Raw genomic sequence first — 16,330 nt, 5'->3', positions numbered from 1 at the left:
GGGAGTCGGCGGCGAGCCGGTGTCGGAGCTCGCTGTTAGCCTCAACGGGTGATTTCAGCGGCGACCGCACGTGACCGAATCGTGAGCGCGATCGACGTCGAGAAGCTCGGCGCGTACGGCGTCCACGTGCTCATCGGCGACGATGAGGCGCAGCATCGCTGGCGCAGCGACGACCGGGTGAACATCTACTCCGTGTCGAAAGGTGTCAGCGCGCTGGCGGCGGGGATGGCCGCCGACGCCGGGATCCTCACGCTCGACACGCGTGTCGCGGAGCTCCTGCCGACAATGCAGTTCGGTGAGGGTGTGGAGCACGTGACGCTGCGTCATCTGCTCACGATGACCAGCGGCATCGACTTCGCGTGGTTCGGCAGCCAGGAGGCGCCGTGGCCCGACATCGCGCAGGAGATGCTCCGTCGACCTTCGCGCGGGGCGGGCGAGGTCTATCAGTACTCCGATGCGAGCACATACGTCGCCATGCGCATGCTCGGCGCCGTCGTCGGCGACGTGCGTGACTGGCTGATGCCGCGGCTGTTCGAACCGCTCGGGATCCACAATCCGCAGTGGCATCGTTGCCCACTCGGCTGGATCGTCGGCGGCACCGGTCTCGAACTGCGGACCGAGGAGCTCGCCAGGATCGGCCGTGTGCTGCGCGACCGCGGAACGTGGCGCGGTGATCAACTCGTCGGCGCTGATTGGATCGATGCGATGCACGCGGACTGGGTGAGCACAGGATGGGAAGGCGACTCGTCGCAGTACGGCATCGCCGCATGGGCAGGGCCGGGCGACGGCTGGCGACTCGACGGCCTGTACGGCCAGTACGTGTATGTCGACCATGCACGTCACGCGGTCGTCACCATCACAGCGCACGAGGAGAGTCGCGACCATCGGCTCGTCCAGATCGCATCGACGGTGCTCGCGAGCTGAGTCGTCAGGGGCGCGGTCGTGGAGCCCCTCTCGAGCCCTGTCTGCCATCAAGGTAATAACCGATAATGCACATTATGTCAGAACACTGGGAAACGAAGGTGGGATTCGATCCCCCGCCTCATGGCAGAGTGAGCCCATGCGCGTTGACGATCTGGACCTGCCCTTCGCCGTCACTGAGACCGGGCCGCCGGATGCAGACCCCGTCATCGTTCTTCCTGGTGGTCCCTGCCGAGGCCCCGAGTACTTGAGCGATCTCGCCGGCCTGGACAGCACCCGTCGACTCGTCGTCCTCCATCCGCGCGGAACGCCTCGCAGCGGCGGGCTCTCCCGTGGATGGTGGCAGGATGCCGACGATGTGGCAGCCCTGGTAGACGCGCTCGGCATGGACGCCGCCCACCTGATCGCCCACTCCGCCGGCACCCGCCTCGCTCTTGCCGCGGCGACTCGCTACCCGCAGCTGGTTCGCTCTCTGATGCTGGTGACCCCGCCCGCGACCTGGCTGACGGGCGCCGCTCACGACGGCGCCTCCATCGCTCTCGACCGCACCGTTCCCGCTGTCGCAGACGCCCTCCGCGCGCTGGAAGAGGAAGACCCGGCCACCGACGACGCCTTTCGCCAGGCATTCCAGCGACAGGCTCCGGCAACGTACGCTCACTGGAGCGAGATCGAACGCGCTCATGCGCAGGTCGGGTCGGTCAGTCGTGCTTCGGCGCTGGCCTGGTTCGACGACGTCCCGGCCGATGCGGTCGAGCTCATCCGGGCCGCGCCGATTCCCCCTACTCTCGTCATCGGTGGGAGCCTCGATTACCTCACGGGCGTCAAGCCGGTCATGGATTACGCCGCGGTGCTGGGCGCACGCCTCGCGATGATCGAGGACTGCGGGCACTACCCCTGGGTCGAGCAGCCGGCGGCATTCCTGCGGGCCGCCGACGATTGGCTCTCCATGGTGCTCGCGCCCTCCTCAGAGGTCCCCTGACCCGCGACCGGGTGAAGGTCGAGCGCCACTCCTCTAGGTCCCGGCTCAGCCCGTCGTGTCCTCGAAGTGCGTCGGCAGGCCGAGCATCGGGACGAGCTTCGCCGCGTAGGCCGCCCGCTCCGCCGGAGCGTGCCACGTCGCCTCGTGATGGCGCGTGTAGAGCTCATCGCCCGTCCAGCGCGGAAACACGTGGACGTGGAGGTGCCAGACATCCTGGTCCCCCGCCGGTTCATTGTGCTGGCGCACCGACGTTCCCTGACAGCCGTATGCCGCCCGCACGGCGCGAGCCGACTGCTGAACAAGATCCCAGACCGCATGATTGACCTGCTGTGGCAGGTCGTACAGATTCTCGTGATGCCCGCGCGGGATGACCAGCAGGCTGCCCGGGTTGTCGGGCCACCATTTCGGCGCGACGCGCGCGTACGCCAGCGGCGTCACAGCGACGATGTCCTCCGCGCGGTTGTCGTCGTCGTACTCCCCGCCCTGGATGCGGCAGAACGGGCAGTCGTAGTCCGCAGGATCGTGGTTCCACATACGTCGATGACCTCACCTCTCCCCCGGTCAGGGGCCGCGGGGCGCGGAGCGCCGCGGTCGCGACGCCTAGGATCACCCTATGGGCGTGCACGGCCGGGCGATGCTTCCAGACGAACTGAACCTTCGTGGCAGGGCGGCTCCATCCGAGGTGCCCGCGGAGTCCGACCGATGAATCTCTTCGAGGTCCTCGCCCGATTCAACGCCGCGCATCCGTGGTCTCACAACGACGCATACGCGGGATTCGTGCTGCGGCATGCCCGCGCGGTGCGACGTTCGGGCGGCGACGTCGCCGTCGACGTCGGATGCGGCACCGGAAGCCTGCTGGAGCGCCTCACCCGGGTGTTCCCCACCGTGATCGGCGTCGAACCCGACGTCCGGTCGGCCGCCGTCGCACGAGCGCGTTTCCCGCGAGCAGACGTTCGAGTCGACATCCGCAGCTTCGGCGACGAACCGGAATCGGCGTACGATCTTCTCGTCTTCGTGGCATCTCTCCACCACATGCCACTGCGGCAGGCGCTGTCGGCTGCGCGCTCTTCCCTGCGCCCTGGCGGACGACTGGTGATCGTCGGCATCGCGAAGGAGACGCGGGCAGACGTGTTCCGCTCCGCGGTCTCGATGGTGCTGAATCCCCTTATCGGGATGGTGCGGCATCCGCGCCGTGCCACACATCTTCCGGTGAGCATGGAAGCCCCGGTCGCTGAGTCGTCGCAGACGTTCGAAGAGATCCGAGACATGGCATCTGCGATGCTGCCTGGAATCAGGATGCGGCGTCGGCTCTTCTGGCGCTACACCGCCTCCTGGTCCGCACCGCGCTGAGCAGACGGCTGCGCGAGGATCATCAGCTTCTCGGGGTCGGTGACGCCCTCGAACCCGAACCGGCGGTAGAGCTCGTGGGCATCCGCGGTGGCGAGCATGACACGCTTCAGGCCCATGGGCCGCACAGCCGCGACGACAGCACCTGCCAGGGCCTTGCCTGCCCCCAGACCGCGGGCCGCGGGATCGACGAAGACGTCGCAGAGCCAGGCGAACGTGACCCGATCGGTGACGACGCGGGCGTACCCGACGAGGCGGCCGTCGGCATCCAGGGCTCCGAAGTTCACCGAAGCGCGTGCCGCGGCCTCGACGACCTCGCGCGATCGCCCGAGTGCCCAGTACGCCTCCTCCGAGAGCCAGCGGTGCACGACATCCAGGTCGATGTCGTCGAGGTCGGTCGTCACGCGCACTGCCGCAGTCATGGATCAGAGCCTAAGGCCGCCCGCGCGCGGACCCAGTATCCGAACCATCCGACTCAGATGCGGCCGCGCACGGGCGTCCGCTCCCCCGGGTCACCACCCTCGGGCATGGTCATCTCGGCGCGGACGCCCAGCAGCCGGACCTCGCGATCGGTATCCAGGCTGTCGGCGAGTTCGCGCGCGGCTGCGATGAACGCATCGCGGTCCTTCGTCGGCGCGGACAGCTTCCGGCCCGTCGTGCGTGTCTCGAACGGGGCGTATCGCACCTTCAGATGCAAGCGGATGACGGGTCGTCCCTCCGCGATGCAGTCGTCGAAGGCGTGGCCTGCGAGGTCCTCGACCGCGTTCTCGATCTCGGCGCGCGTCGTCAGGTTCTGCTGGAACGTCGTCTCCCGGCTGTGGCTGCGGGCGATCCACGGCGTGTCGTCCACCACCGCCGGACCTCGTCCGGAACCGAGCCCGTGATACCAGACGCCCATCTTCGGACCGAACTCGCGGATCATCTCGGCCTCGTCGGCATCGGCGAGTTCGCGCACCGTCCGGATCCCGTGGTCGGCCAGGCGCTTCTGCACGCGGGAGCCCACACCCCACAGATCGCGGGTGGGCCTCTCCCCCATCACCTCGAACCAGTTCTGCGCGGTGAGTCGGAAGACGCCCCGGGGCTTGCCGAACTCCGTCGCGATCTTGGCACGCACCTTGTTGTCGCCGATGCCGACCGAGCAGTGCAGGGAGGTCGCCGTCAGCACCGCGTGCTGTGCATCGCGGGCCAGTGCCTCCGGGGCATCCGTCGTCGCTCCCAGAAAGCACTCGTCCCATCCGATGATCTCCACGACCACGCCGGGAAGAGCGCGGAGTGCGCTCATCACCCCGGCGGATGCCTCTTCGTACGCCGCGTGATCCACCGGCAGGAAGACCGCGTCTTCGGGCGCCTTGCGGGCGGCGATCTTGAGTGGCATCCCCGAACCGATGCCGAACGCACGCGCCTCGTACGACGCCGTGGACACCACCGCCCGTTCGGTGGGATCGCCGTTCCCGCCGACGATCACCGGCCGTCCGGCGAGCTCGGGGCGCCGCAGCACCTCGACCGCCGCGATGAACTGGTCCATGTCGACGTGGAGCACCCAGGGCGCCGGAGTCATGCCTCGAGTCTGGGGCACGAAGCCCGATCTGTCACCTGGCCCCTTACGGCCGCCGTCTCAACGCAGCTGCGCGAACGCTTCGGCTCGCTCGGTGGGCCCCACGATGAGGATCGTGTCACCCGGCTGCAGGACGGTGGTGTTGTCGGCGTTGTGCCATTCGTCTGCCCCATGCTGGTACGCGGCGACAGTGATGCCGTGGGTCGTGCGGACTCCGGTCTCTCCGAGGGCGACGCCGTGCAGCATCGAGGGTGCCGCCGCCTTGACGAGCGCGTAGCCCGGCGCCACCTCGATGTAGTCGAGCGCCGCACCGCGGACCAGGTGCGCGACTCGGCGTCCCATGTCGTGCTCGGGGTAGATCACCTTGTGCACACCGAGCTGCTCCAGGATCAGGCCGTGCCTGTCGTCGACGGCCTTCGCCCAGATCACCGGGATCCGCATGCTCAGCAGCACTGAGCAGGTGAGGATGGAGGCGGACACGTCGTCTCCGATCGCCACGACCACCCGCTCGAATTCGTCGATCGCGAGCTGCCTCAGCGCCTCCTCCCTGGTGGAGTCGGCTCGGACGACCTGCGTGAGCTCGCCGTTGTGCGCCTGGACGAGATCCTCGTCGAGATCGACGCCGAGCACTTCGGTGCCGGCCGCCATGAGTTCGTGCGCCAGCGCGCTTCCGAACCGGCCGAGACCGATCACCGCTACCGAGTCCGCCTCGGCGATGCGCCGTGACGCATCGCCGCCGAAGAGCGAGAACCTAACCAATGGCGGGCCTTTCCTTGGGGAGTTCGTAGAGCACGCGACGTTCACGCAGTGCTATCGCCGTGCCGAGGGTGAGCGGACCGAGTCGACCGAGGAACATCAGCAGGATCAGCACCAGCTTCGCCGCAGCGGGCAGCTCGGTGGTGATGCCCGTCGAGAGCCCGACGGTTCCGAATGCCGAGACGGCCTCGAAGAGCACCCGGTCCAGGGTGCTGTCCGTGATCAGCAGCAGAGCTGAGGTACCGACCACCACCGCGGCGACGGCGATGAGCACCACCGTGATGGCCTGGCGGTGCACGGCGCGGCTGAGCCGCTTGCCGAAGATGTTCACCGCGCCCTCACCGCGCAGCTCGGTCAGCATGATGAAGAACAGCACAGCGAAGGTCGTGACCTTGATGCCGCCCGCCGTTCCCGCCGGTCCGCCGCCGATGAACATCAGGATGTCCATGCCGAACCAACTGGCGTCGTGCATGGCTCCGATGTCGATCGAGTTGAAACCGGCTGTGCGGGTCTGCACCGACTGGAAGAACCCAGCCAGGATCCGTGCCGCCGGATCGAGTGTGCCGAGTGTCTTCGGATTGCTCCATTCGATGACCGTCAGATACACCGTTCCGCCCGTCAGCAGCACGACGGTCCCCCACAGCACCAGCTTGGTGTTCATCGTCCAGTGCAGCGGACGGCGGAACTCCTTGCGCAACTGCATGATCACCGGGAACCCGAGGCCGCCGAGGATGATCGCAGCTGCGATCGGCAGGCAGATGAACGGATCGGCCACAAACCCCATCAGATTGTCCGAGTACAGCGCGAAGCCCGCGTTGTTGAACGAGGAGACCGCGAGGAAGCCCGCATTCCAGGCTCCTCGGCCCGGGTCGTACCCGTACCCGAAGGCGAACCGGAGCCACAGCAGGATGAAGACGCTCAGCTCGACTCCCAGTGTGATCCGGACGATCCCCCGGACCAAGCCGCGGACGTCTCCGAATCCGGTCGCCTTCGCCTCGGAGGCCGTGTTGATGCGAGATCGGACCGTCAGCTTGCGGGCCAGCACCAGGCCGATCAGCGACGCGAAGATCATGATGCCGAGACCGCCCAGCTGGATCAGCAGCATGATCACGACCTGCCCGAACGGTGTCCAGTAGGTCGCGGTGTCCACGGTGGTCAAGCCCGTGACGCAGACCGCTGATGTCGCAGTGAAGAGCGCATCGACGATGTCGGCCCCACCTGAGCCCCGCTTCGAGATCGGGAGCATGAGCAGGGCTGTGCCCACGACGATCGCCGTGGCGAATCCGAGTACGACCACCTGCGACGGGTGCAGGCCAGCACGGCTGCGGGCCGGACTGCGGCGCGCGCGCCCCGGCGCTGCAGCGCTCTGCACTCTCGGATCCACCGGGCAACTGTACACCGGGCGATCCGTCTCGCCTGTTCCCGCCGAGTATCCTGATACGAGTGACCGCCACTCCCCTCCCCCGCACCGGCCCCGGCTGGCGCGCCTGGCTGATCTGGGGTGTCGCCGTCGCGGCGTACATCCTCGCCATCACGAACCGCAGCTCGCTGAGCGCAGTCGGGGTCGACACCGCGGAGCGGTTCCACGCCGATGCTGCCACCCTGTCGCTGTTCGCGGTGGTGCAGCTGGCCGTCTACGGAGGGATGCAGATCCCGATCGGGGTGCTCCTGGATCGCTACGGGTCCCGCCCGATCATGGTCATCGGGATGCTCCTCATGAGCGTGGGGCAGTTCGTGATGGCGGTCTCTCCCAGCATCGGCGTCGCGATCGTCGCCCGGGTGCTGCTCGGTGCGGGCGACGCCGCGATCTTCCCCGCGGTGATCCGCCTGGTCGCCACCTGGTTCCCCGCTCAACGTGGGCCGCTGATGGGGCAGATGACCGGCCTGGCCGGTCAGTGCGGCCAGCTCGTCGCGCTCCTCCCCCTCGCGGCTCTGCTGCACTCCACGTCCTGGACGATCACGTTCAGCAGCATCGCCGGACTGGGCGTCCTGTTCGCAGTGCTCGTGTGGGCGTTCGTGCGCAACCGTCCCCCGGAGCAGGAGCAGGACGTCACCGTCAACACCGAAACGGGTGTGATCCGCGTCGTCACCTCCTCGATCGACACCGGTGTCGGCATCCGCGCGGCATGGGCCCATCCCGGTACGCGGCTCGCCTTCTGGACGCACTTCACCACGCCGTTCGCGGGGACCGCCTTCCTGCTGCTGTGGGGCATGCCGTTCCTCACCGCAGGCGAGGGGCTCTCCAACGCGGCAGCGGCCGGACTCCTGTCGGTGAACGTGATCGTCGCGATGGTGCTCAGTCCGATCCTGGGCGAGCTCTCCCGCCGGATCCCCACGCGCCGGTCGCTCGCGCTGGTCGTCCCGATCGTCAGCGTGCAGGTCATCGGATGGCTTCTCGTCATCGCTTGGCCCGCACCTGCCCCGGTGTGGCTGCTCACCATCCTGGTCGTGTGCCTGGGAGCCGGTGGGCCCGCGTCGATGATCGCCTTCGACCACGCCCGCACGCACAACCCCGTGCACCGGCTCAGCACAGCCACCGGCGTGACCAATTCGGGTGGATTCCTCGCCGGACTCGTAGCGATCTTCCTCATCGGCCTGACGCTCGATCTGCAGGGCGCCGGCACTCCGGCGACCTACTCGCCCGAGGCGTTCCGGTGGGCGTTCCTCACCCAGCTGCCGCTGTGGATCCTGGGGTTGACGATGATCATCATCGAGCGCAAGCGCACCCGCATCCGGATGGGGCTCGATCCGGAGCGCCCGCGGAAACGCTGACCGCAGCCATGCCCGGGGTGGGTCGTGGCGCTCAGCCGCGTTGCGTCCAGCCGATCGGATGCGGGCCGCCACGGCCTCCGCGCTCGACATCGGCCTGCGCCGACCAGCCCTGGGCGCTGTCCACCCCGTCGAATCCGCCACGGGCGAGCCTCATGCCGACGTCGTCATGGTGCATGCGGGGCGCGCCGCCTCGCCGGACCGACGCCCGCACGCTCCAGCTGTCGTCCGCGAAGCCACCACCGCGGAAGACGCGGTAGTCGTCGTAGCGCTCGGGGTCGAGCAGATCCCAGCACCACTCCCAGACGTTTCCGAGCGTGTCGAACAGGCCGTGGAGATTGGGCAGCTTCAGCCCGACGTCGTGCGGCTCGGAGCCTCCGTCGGCCCCGGTCCAGGCGATCTCCGGCAGCGGGCCGTACTGAGGTCCTGTCGAGCCCGCCCGGCACGCGAACTCCCATTCCGCCTCCGTCGGCAGCCGGTACCCGTCGCTGTCGACGTGCCAGGTGACCTCCTCGCCGTCGAAGGTGTAGGCCGGGTCGAGCCCCTCCCACTCCGATGCCGCATTGCAGAACCGGATGGCGCGCAGCCAGCTGAGATCCCTCGCCGGGTGCCGCGGACGGGATGCCGGGACGCCGAGCACCTCTGCGAACTGCTCCTCCGTCACCGCGAACACCCCGATCTCGAACGCCTCGAGCCGGACCATACGATGCTGCTCCCGCCGCGCGTCGTGCAGGGTGACCGTTCCGCCGGGAAGCGACCGCATCTCCCACAGATCCATGTCTCAGCCCGCGACCGCGTCCGGACGGAGATCGTCACCAGGCAGTGCCAGTGGCTCGCCGGGCAGCCGCACCTCGAAGATGCGCATGAAGAACTGGCACATCGGGCCGACCAGCAGGGCGAACACCACCGTGCCGACCCCGACGTTCCCGCCCAGCAGCCAGCCGACCAGCACCACAGACACCTCCAGTGCCGTGCGGACCAACCAGATCGGGCGGCCGGTGACGCGGTGCAGGCCGGTCATCAGCCCATCCCGCGGGCCGGGACCGAAATGCGTCCCGATGTACAGGCCGGTGGCCGCGGCGAGCACGGTGAGTCCGATCGCGAAGAAGATCACGCGAAGCCACAGCACGTCGGTCTCGGGGATGATCAGGAAGCCGACATCTGCGGCGGGGCCCACCAGCAGTGCGTTCAGCACCGTGCCGACGCCCGGTTTCTGACGCAGCGGGATCCACATCAGCAGAACGATGCCGCTGACGATGATGGTGATCGTCCCGAAGGACAGCGGGAGGTGCGTCGCGATGCCCTGGGTCAGGACGTCCCAGGGAGCGGCGCCCAGCACGCCCCGCACGATGAAGGCGATGCCGATCCCATACAGGAACAGGCCGACGAGCAGCTGCAGCACCCGGCGCAGCATCCGGCGTCCGGCCAGCGACCTCATCGAGGTGTCCGCTCGACCCAGGATCCGTACTTCGCGGTGCGTCCGTCACCGGACGATGTGCCGGTGACCCGTCGCCGGATCCACGGGCCGACGAACTCGCGGTAGTACGCGTAGCCGCTCGGGCCTACGGCCGGATGCTGTGCCGGAGCCCACCACTCGCTCGGCGGCTCGTAGCCGAGTGCGTGCAGCACGCGCGCCGCGACGCGGTGATGGCCGTGCGCGTTCATGTGCAGCCGGTCCTCGGACCAGTACTGGGGACGGGACAGCTCGGTGTCGGGCCAGTTCAGCGCGCGGACGACGTCGGGTCTGTCCTCGATCCGGCGCATCACGGCATCCGACAGCTCGTCCCCACGCCGCTGCACCATCCTGCCCATCGGCAGGCGTGCGCTGGGGTTTGCGCCCGAGAGGACGATGAGCTGCACACCCTCCTCGTCGCACCTGCGCAGCACACGGGTGAAGGCGTCGGCCAAGTGCTCGATGTCGGCGTTCGGGCGCAGCATGTCGTTGCCGCCGCCGTTGAAGGAGAGATGCGTCGGCCGCAGAGCGAGTGCGGGCTCGAGCTGCTGCTCGACGATCGGCCAGGCCAGCTTGCCCCGGATGGCGAGGTTCGCATAGCGGATGCTGTGCCCCGACGCATCGGCCCAGCCCTGCGCCGCGATGTCAGCCCAGCCCCGCACGGTGCCGTCAGGCAGCTCGTCGCCGACGCCCTCCGTGAAGGAGTCGCCGATCGCCACGAATCGCACTTCCGCCATCGTTCCAGCCTATGGCCGCGCCGGACCGCACGGCGCCAAGAGTCAGCGGTCGTCGAGGCTCGCGCCGCGCTTGTCGACGAGCCCCCAGGCCGCCACCGCCGCTGTCACGAAGAACACCGAGAACACCACGAAGGCCAACGGCGCACCGCCCTGTGCGAGCAGCAGCGGCACTGCCAGTGGCGCGATGATGGACGCGATGCGTCCGATGCCGGCGGCCCAGCCCGCTCCGGTCGCGCGCAGCGAGGTCGGATAGATCTCGGGCGTGACGGCGTACAGCGCTCCCCAGGCTCCGAGATTGAAGAACGAGAGCGCCATACCGGTCGCGATGATCATGCCCTCGCTCCCGGCGAGGCCGAAGAGCACGGCCGACACCGCAGAGCCCGCCAGGAACACCGACAGGGTCAGACGCCTGCCCCATATCTCGATCAACCAGGCCGCGACGGCGTACCCCGGCAGCTGCGCGAGCGTGATCAGCAGGGTGAAACCGAACGACTTCACCAGGTCGTAGCCGGCGGCGAAGAGGATGCTGGGGATCCAGATGAACGCACCGTAGTACGCGAAGTTCACGCAGAACCACACGAGCCAGACACTGACGGTGCGGACACGGAACTCGGGCGCCCACAGCAGCGCCACCCGCCGGGATGTGGTGGGCGCCAGGGTCTCGCGCACCGGCTCCTTGCGGATCGCCGGGGTGCGCTGCAGATCGGCATCCGTCTCCAGACGGGAGACGATCCTCTCGGCCTCGCCCATCCGGCCGCGCGACGCCAGCCAGCGCGGTGACTCCGGCAGCCCCCACCGCACGAAGAGGGCGTAGACCGCCGGGATCGCGCCGAGGGCGAAAGCCCATCGCCAGCCGCTCTCAGATGCGGGGATCACGAAGTAGCCGATCAGGGCGGATGCCGTCCAGCCGACCGCCCAGAACGCCTCCAGGATCACGATGAGGCGACCGCGGATGCGCGCGGGCGCGAACTCGCTGACGTACGTGGACGCCACCGGAAGCTCCGCGCCGAGCCCCAGGCCCACGAAGAACCGGAGCACGATGAGCACTGCCACGCCGCCGACCAGGGCGCTCGCCCCGGTCGCGACGCCGTAGATCAGCAGTGTGACCGCGAAGACGTATCGGCGCCCCAGCCGGTCGGCGAGCAGCCCGCCGACGCTGGCTCCGATCGCCATTCCGACGAACCCGGCCGATGCGATCCACCCGGTCGTGAACGAGTCGAGCGACCACTCCCGGGCGAGCACCGCGATGATGAACGAGATGAGGCCGACGTCCATGGCATCCAGGGCCCAGCCGACGCCGGAGCCCGTCAGCACGCGCAGATGCGACCGCGTGAACGGCAGAGCGTCGAGTCGTGCAGCCAGGGACGACCGGCTCGTCAGCGAGGGTTCGGGCATGATCTCATCGTAGAGGTGAGGTCAGCATGACCACACCTCTACGATGAGAAGCTCGCGGTCGAGTCTCAGACGTGGAACACCGACCGCAGCGTGTCCAGGCCGACGCCACCCATGTCGAGGGCGCGCTTGTGGAAGTCCTTGAACGAGAACGCGTCGCCCTCCTGGGCGCGGACGGCGTCGCGGACCTGCTCCCAGATGCGCTGGCCGACCTTGTACGACGGCGCCTGGCCCGGCCATCCGAGGTAGCGGTTCACCTCGAACTGGCGGAACTCGTCGGACATGTTCACGTTGCGCCGCATCATGTCCAGCGCGTAGTCGTGGTCCCAGACACCGTCGCCGTCGAGGCGCGGCTTGCCCAGGTGAACGCCGATGTCCAGCACGACGCGCAGGGCGCGCATGCGCTGACCGTCGAGCATGCCGAGCCGGTCCGCAGGGTCGTCGAGGTAGCCGAGCTGCTCCATCAGACGCTCGGCGTACAGGGCCCACCCCTCCGCGTGACCGGAGGTGCCGGCGAGCACGCGCCGCCAGGTGTTCAGCTCGGCACGGTTGTAGGTCGCCTGCGCGATCTGAAGGTGGTGGCCGGGGACGCCCTCGTGGTACACCGTGGTGAGCTCGCGCCAGGTGTCGAATTCGGTGACGCCCTCGGGAACGGACCACCACATGCGGCCGGGACGCGAGAAGTCGTCGGTCGGGCCGGTGTAGTAGATCCCGCCCTCCTGCGTGGGGGCGATCATGCACTCCAGCTCGCGGATCTGCTCCGGGATGTCGAAGTGGCTGGCGCCCAGGTCGGCGATGGCCTTGTCGCTGGTCTCCTGCATCCAGCGCTGCAGCGCCTCGGTCCCGTGCAGCTTGCGCGACGGATCGGCCTCGAGATGCGCGACCGCCTCCTCGACCGTGGCTCCGGGGAGGATCTCATTCGCGATCGAGTTCTGCTCGGCGATCATGCGCTCGAGCTCGTCGCGGCCCCACTCGTAGGTCTCGTCCAGGTCGATCGTGGCGCCGAGGAAGCGGCGGGAGTTCAGCGCGTAGAGCTCGCGACCGACGGCATCCTGCTCCGGCGCGACCGAAGCCAGTTCGCCGGTGAGGAAGGTGCGCAGCTCGTCGTAGGCGACGCGGGCGGCGCCCGAGCGGTCGGCGAGCTCCTTGGCGAGGGACGCCGGCAGCTGCCCCTCCTCGGGAGCGGCCTCGGCGACGAACGCCGCGAAGAAGCCGTCATCGGCGGTGTAGCGGCCGATCTGGGTGGCCACCTCGGTCACCTGCCGGCGGGCGGGGACGATGCCCTGGCGGATGCCCTCGCGCAGGGTCTCGGTGTAGCCCTTGATGGCCGCCGGCAGTGCGGCCAGGCGCTCCGCGACGACCGACCAGTCCTCGGCAGTCGCCGTGGGCATCAGATCGAAGGCCTGCCGGAAGTCCTGCGGCGCGGACGCGATCACGTTCAGGTCGCGCAGGTGCCACTGCGCGTCGTGCAGCTCCACCTGCAGGCGCAGCTCGGAGGACAGGTCGGTCTTGGTGACCCGATCGATCTCGTCGACGGGCTCCAGCGCGTCGAGCTCGGCGAGTGTCGCACGTGCGGCGGCGACCGAGCGCTCGTGGCCCTCGGGGCTGAGGTCGTCGAGCTTTCCGTTCGCCTCGTTACGGCCGATGTAGGTCGCCAGCGTCGGCGACAGATCCACAAGGGTGTCCACCCAGCGCTCGGCGACCTGGTCGATCGCGGAGGGGGTGCGGGGTTCAGCAGTCATGGATTCGAGCCTAGCCCCGCACGGCCGTGTGTCCGGGGATCAGTGCGCTGCTTCGTTCCAGTCGCGTCCGCGGCCGACCTGCACGTCCAGCGGCACCGAAAGCTCGGCAGCCCCGCCCATGCGGTCGCGCACGATGCCCTCCACGGCATCCCACTCCCCCGGTGCGACCTCGACGACGAGTTCGTCGTGGATCTGCAGCAAGGCGCGGGAACGAAGCTCCGCCTGGCGCAGGTCGGCGTGGATGCGGAACAGGGCGATCTTCATGATGTCGGCGGCGCTGCCCTGGATCGGAGCGTTGAGCGCGGCGCGCTCGGCGTTCTCGCGCAGCACGCGGTTGGGGCTGCTGAGGTCCGGGAACGGGCGCCGGCGACCGAAGATCGTCTCCGTGTAGCCGTCTTCCTTCGCCTTCAGCACCGAGGCGCGAAGGTAGTCGCGCACCGCCCCGAATCGCGCGAAGTACTCCATCATCAGCTGCTTGGCCTCGGACTGCTCGATGCGCAGCTGCTTGGACAGACCGAAGGCCGAGAGCCCGTAGACGAGACCGTACGACATCGCCTTGACCTTGGTGCGCATGGCCGAGGTGACGTCCTCGGGCTCCACGCCGAAGACCCTCGCGCCGACGAACCTGTGCAGGTCCTCACCGGAGTTGAACGCCTCGATCAGCCCGGCGTCGCCGGACAGATGCGCCATGATGCGCATCTCGATCTGCGAGTAGTCGGCGGTCAGCAGGGACTCGTAGCCCTCCCCGACCTCGAAGGCGCTGCGGATGCGACGGGACTCCTCGGTGCGCACCGGGATGTTCTGCAGGTTGGGGTCGGTGCTGGACAGACGTCCGGTCTGGCTTCCGGTCTGCACGTAGGTGGTGTGGATGCGATGGTCGGCGCGGATGGCGGTGTCCAGCGACTCGATGATCTGGCGGAGCTTGGTGGCCTCGCGGTGCTGCAGCAGCAGATCGAGGAACGGGTGCGGATTGGTCTCCTGCAGATCGGCGAGCACCGCCGCATCCGTGGAGTAGCCGGTCTTGGTCTTGCGGGTCTTGGGCAGCTGGAGGTCGTCGAAGAGCACCTCCTGCAGCTGCTTGGGCGAGCCGAGGTTGAACTCCCGACCGACCAGCGTGAAGGCATCCGCGGCGAGCCCATCGGTCCGGGCGAGCAGCTCGCCCGAGAACGAGGACAGCACGTCGTGGGACACGGCGACGCCCGCGACCTCCATGTCGGCGAGCGTGAGCAGGGTCGGCAGCTCGATCTCGGTCAGCACCGTCGTCACCGACTCCGGCATCGCCTCGCGGATCGCGGCGGCGGTGCGCAGAGTGAACCACGCCTCCTGCGACGGCGTCGCGCCGTCGGTCTCGGGCACGAGCTGCGTGGGATCGGCCTCTGGCAGCTTCTCGTCGAGGTAGCGGCCGACGAGGTGCGCGAGGGTCTTGTCCGGGAAGCTCGGGCGCATCAGCCAGCCGGCGAGCAGCGTGTCGTAGGCGATGCCGCCGATGCGGATGCCGGACCGCAGCAGGGCCTTCACCTGCGGCTTCGCGTCGTCGAGCACCTTGGGCGCGTCGGACTCCAGCCAGCCGCGCAGCGCGGAAGCCGCGTCGTCGTTCCAGCCGCCCTCGTGCAGCTCCGTCTCGCTGGCGAAGCCGAAGCGCGTGATCGTCGAGCCGTTCAGCACGAGGCGCACGCCGATCTCGCCGCCCTGTGCGGAGAGCCACTCGGCGGCGGCCGAGGCGGTCGACTCGGTGGGCTCGGGCACCTTCACCGCGGGCTCATCGTGCACGGGCTCGTCGGCGGCCCCGACCGCTTCGAAGACGCGCGGCAGCAGGGTGCGGAACTCCAGGCGCGCGAAGATGTCGCGCACCGCCTGGGCGTCGATGGGGGCCACAGCCAGCTCGTCGGGGCCGACAGGCAGCTCCACGTCGTTGAGCAGACGGTTCAACCGCCGGTTGCGGCGCACATCCTCGATGTGCTCACGGAGGTTGCCGCCGACGACGCCCTTGATCTCGCCGGAGCGCTCGAGCAGCTCGTCGAGGGTCCCGAACTGCGTCAGCCACTTGACGGCCGTCTTCTCCCCCACCTTCGGCACGCCGGGGAGGTTGTCGCTGGTCTCGCCGACGAGCGCCGCGATGTCGGGATACTGCTCCGGCCGCACACCGTAGCGCTCCTGCACGGCGATCGGGTCGTAGCGCTTGAGCTGCGAGACCCCCTGGACGGAGGGGTACAGCAGCGTCACCTCGTCGTTCACGAGCTGGATCGAGTCGCGGTCGCCGGAGACGACCAGCACGTCGTACCCCTTCTCGGAGCCCTGACGAGCGAGGGTCGCGAGGATGTCGTCGGCCTCGATGCCCTCCTTGGTGAGCACCGGGATGGACATCGCGGCCAGGCAGTCCTGGAGCAGCGGGATCTGGCCCTTGAACTCGCTCGGAGTCTCGGAGCGCGTCGCCTTGTACTCCGGGTACTCGTCGGTGCGGAACGAATGCCGTGAGGTGTCGAAGGCGATCGCCATGTGGGTGGGCTTCTCGGCCTTGATGAGGTTCACCAGCATCGACAGGAAGCCGTAGATGGCGTTCGTGTGCTGATTGTCCCTGGTCGTGAAGTTCTCGACCGGAAGGGCGAAGAAGGCCCGGTACGCGAGCGAGTGGCCGTCGACGACCATGAGGGTAGGCTTTGCGGAGTCCGTCACCCTGCA

15 protein-coding genes are annotated in these 16,330 nt (G+C 68.7%); 4 read left to right on the top strand and 11 right to left on the bottom strand.

Going from position 1 to position 16,330, the window contains the following annotated elements:
* Positions 1 to 81 precede the first annotated feature (81 nt).
* Together MIAR_RS05040 and MIAR_RS05035 are read left to right on the top strand one after the other, a co-directional pair.
* Positions 82 to 924 (top strand): serine hydrolase domain-containing protein, encoded by an 843-nt coding sequence (locus MIAR_RS05040; RefSeq protein ID WP_285632268.1) that lies wholly within the window; start codon positions 82 to 84, stop codon positions 922 to 924.
* A gap of 136 nt (positions 925 to 1,060) precedes the next feature.
* Positions 1,061 to 1,900 carry an alpha/beta fold hydrolase gene (locus MIAR_RS05035; RefSeq protein ID WP_285632265.1) on the top strand — a complete coding sequence of 280 codons (840 nt, stop codon included), beginning with the start codon at positions 1,061 to 1,063 and terminating at the stop codon, positions 1,898 to 1,900.
* 45 nt (positions 1,901 to 1,945) lie between these two features.
* On the opposite strand, the gene MIAR_RS05030 is transcribed toward MIAR_RS05035, so the two are convergent.
* On the bottom strand, positions 1,946 to 2,434 hold the full coding sequence (locus tag MIAR_RS05030) for an HIT family protein (protein ID WP_285632262.1): 489 nt from the start codon (positions 2,432 to 2,434) through the stop codon (positions 1,946 to 1,948).
* A gap of 168 nt (positions 2,435 to 2,602) precedes the next feature.
* Between MIAR_RS05030 and MIAR_RS05025 the strand changes: the two genes are divergently transcribed.
* The gene (locus MIAR_RS05025) at positions 2,603 to 3,250 is read left to right on the top strand and encodes a class I SAM-dependent methyltransferase (protein WP_285632260.1); all 648 of its coding nucleotides are present in this window, start codon (positions 2,603 to 2,605) and stop codon (positions 3,248 to 3,250) included.
* Here MIAR_RS05025 and MIAR_RS05020 read toward each other — a convergent pair.
* The 4 genes from MIAR_RS05020 to MIAR_RS05005 are packed head-to-tail and all read right to left on the bottom strand — an operon-like array spanning position 3,220 to position 6,942.
* On the bottom strand, positions 3,220 to 3,669 hold the full coding sequence (locus MIAR_RS05020; protein ID WP_285632258.1) for a GNAT family N-acetyltransferase: 450 nt from the start codon (positions 3,667 to 3,669) through the stop codon (positions 3,220 to 3,222). The two genes, MIAR_RS05025 and MIAR_RS05020, sit on opposite strands and share 31 nt — an antisense overlap.
* 53 nt (positions 3,670 to 3,722) lie before the next feature.
* Positions 3,723 to 4,805: a DNA polymerase IV gene (locus MIAR_RS05015; RefSeq protein WP_285632255.1), complete on the bottom strand. Its 1,083-nt coding sequence runs from the start codon at positions 4,803 to 4,805 to the stop codon at positions 3,723 to 3,725.
* A gap of 57 nt (positions 4,806 to 4,862) precedes the next feature.
* Complete coding sequence (locus MIAR_RS05010) at positions 4,863 to 5,561, bottom strand: potassium channel family protein (protein WP_285632253.1); 699 nt, start codon at positions 5,559 to 5,561, stop codon at positions 4,863 to 4,865.
* Complete coding sequence (locus MIAR_RS05005; RefSeq protein WP_425561551.1) at positions 5,554 to 6,942, bottom strand: TrkH family potassium uptake protein; 1,389 nt, start codon at positions 6,940 to 6,942, stop codon at positions 5,554 to 5,556. Before MIAR_RS05005 ends, MIAR_RS05010 begins: the two co-directional genes overlap by 8 nt.
* Before the next feature lie 59 nt (positions 6,943 to 7,001).
* Between MIAR_RS05005 and MIAR_RS05000 the strand changes: the two genes are divergently transcribed.
* Positions 7,002 to 8,330 (top strand): MFS transporter, encoded by a 1,329-nt coding sequence (locus tag MIAR_RS05000; protein ID WP_425561550.1) that lies wholly within the window; start codon positions 7,002 to 7,004, stop codon positions 8,328 to 8,330.
* Positions 8,331 to 8,361: 31 nt separating this feature from the next.
* On the opposite strand, the gene MIAR_RS04995 is transcribed toward MIAR_RS05000, so the two are convergent.
* The 6 genes from MIAR_RS04995 to polA form a co-directional block, all read right to left on the bottom strand.
* On the bottom strand, positions 8,362 to 9,105 hold the full coding sequence (locus MIAR_RS04995) for a formylglycine-generating enzyme family protein (protein WP_285632250.1): 744 nt from the start codon (positions 9,103 to 9,105) through the stop codon (positions 8,362 to 8,364).
* A gap of 3 nt (positions 9,106 to 9,108) precedes the next feature.
* Positions 9,109 to 9,765: a membrane protein YczE gene (gene yczE / locus MIAR_RS04990; protein ID WP_285632248.1), complete on the bottom strand. Its 657-nt coding sequence runs from the start codon at positions 9,763 to 9,765 to the stop codon at positions 9,109 to 9,111.
* Positions 9,762 to 10,517: an SGNH/GDSL hydrolase family protein gene (locus MIAR_RS04985; RefSeq protein WP_285632245.1), complete on the bottom strand. Its 756-nt coding sequence runs from the start codon at positions 10,515 to 10,517 to the stop codon at positions 9,762 to 9,764. Before MIAR_RS04985 ends, yczE begins: the two co-directional genes overlap by 4 nt.
* A 42-nt stretch (positions 10,518 to 10,559) precedes the next feature.
* Positions 10,560 to 11,912 carry an MFS transporter gene (locus tag MIAR_RS04980; RefSeq protein ID WP_285632242.1) on the bottom strand — a complete coding sequence of 451 codons (1,353 nt, stop codon included), beginning with the start codon at positions 11,910 to 11,912 and terminating at the stop codon, positions 10,560 to 10,562.
* A 65-nt stretch (positions 11,913 to 11,977) separates the two neighbouring features.
* Positions 11,978 to 13,651, bottom strand: coding sequence for a DUF885 domain-containing protein (locus tag MIAR_RS04975; RefSeq protein ID WP_285632239.1), 1,674 nt, complete (start codon positions 13,649 to 13,651; stop codon positions 11,978 to 11,980).
* Positions 13,652 to 13,690: 39 nt separating this feature from the next.
* Positions 13,691 to 16,324 (bottom strand): DNA polymerase I, encoded by a 2,634-nt coding sequence (gene polA / locus MIAR_RS04970; protein ID WP_285632236.1) that lies wholly within the window; start codon positions 16,322 to 16,324, stop codon positions 13,691 to 13,693.
* Positions 16,325 to 16,330: the final 6 nt, after the last annotated feature.

This window comes from Microbacterium arabinogalactanolyticum (genome assembly GCF_030268005.1).
Classification (GTDB): domain Bacteria; phylum Actinomycetota; class Actinomycetes; order Actinomycetales; family Microbacteriaceae; genus Microbacterium; species Microbacterium arabinogalactanolyticum.
This window is presented reverse-complemented; position numbering and strand designations above follow the sequence as displayed.

Bases quoted from the DNA above. Each gene is read 5' to 3' on its own strand.
- MIAR_RS04995 (WP_285632250.1), bottom strand. From the start codon at position 9,105: ATGGATCTGTGGGAGATGCGGTCGCTTCCCGGCGGAACGGTCACCCTG.
- MIAR_RS05030 (WP_285632262.1), bottom strand. From the start codon at position 2,434: ATGTGGAACCACGATCCTGCGGACTACGACTGCCCGTTCTGCCGCATC.
- MIAR_RS05025 (WP_285632260.1), top strand. From the start codon at position 2,603: ATGAATCTCTTCGAGGTCCTCGCCCGATTCAACGCCGCGCATCCGTGG.
- MIAR_RS05035 (WP_285632265.1), top strand. From the start codon at position 1,061: ATGCGCGTTGACGATCTGGACCTGCCCTTCGCCGTCACTGAGACCGGG.
- MIAR_RS04980 (WP_285632242.1), bottom strand. From the start codon at position 11,912: ATGCCCGAACCCTCGCTGACGAGCCGGTCGTCCCTGGCTGCACGACTC.
- MIAR_RS04975 (WP_285632239.1), bottom strand. From the start codon at position 13,651: ATGACTGCTGAACCCCGCACCCCCTCCGCGATCGACCAGGTCGCCGAG.
- MIAR_RS05015 (WP_285632255.1), bottom strand. From the start codon at position 4,805: ATGACTCCGGCGCCCTGGGTGCTCCACGTCGACATGGACCAGTTCATC.
- MIAR_RS04985 (WP_285632245.1), bottom strand. From the start codon at position 10,517: ATGGCGGAAGTGCGATTCGTGGCGATCGGCGACTCCTTCACGGAGGGC.
- yczE (WP_285632248.1), bottom strand. From the start codon at position 9,765: ATGAGGTCGCTGGCCGGACGCCGGATGCTGCGCCGGGTGCTGCAGCTG.
- MIAR_RS05020 (WP_285632258.1), bottom strand. From the start codon at position 3,669: ATGACTGCGGCAGTGCGCGTGACGACCGACCTCGACGACATCGACCTG.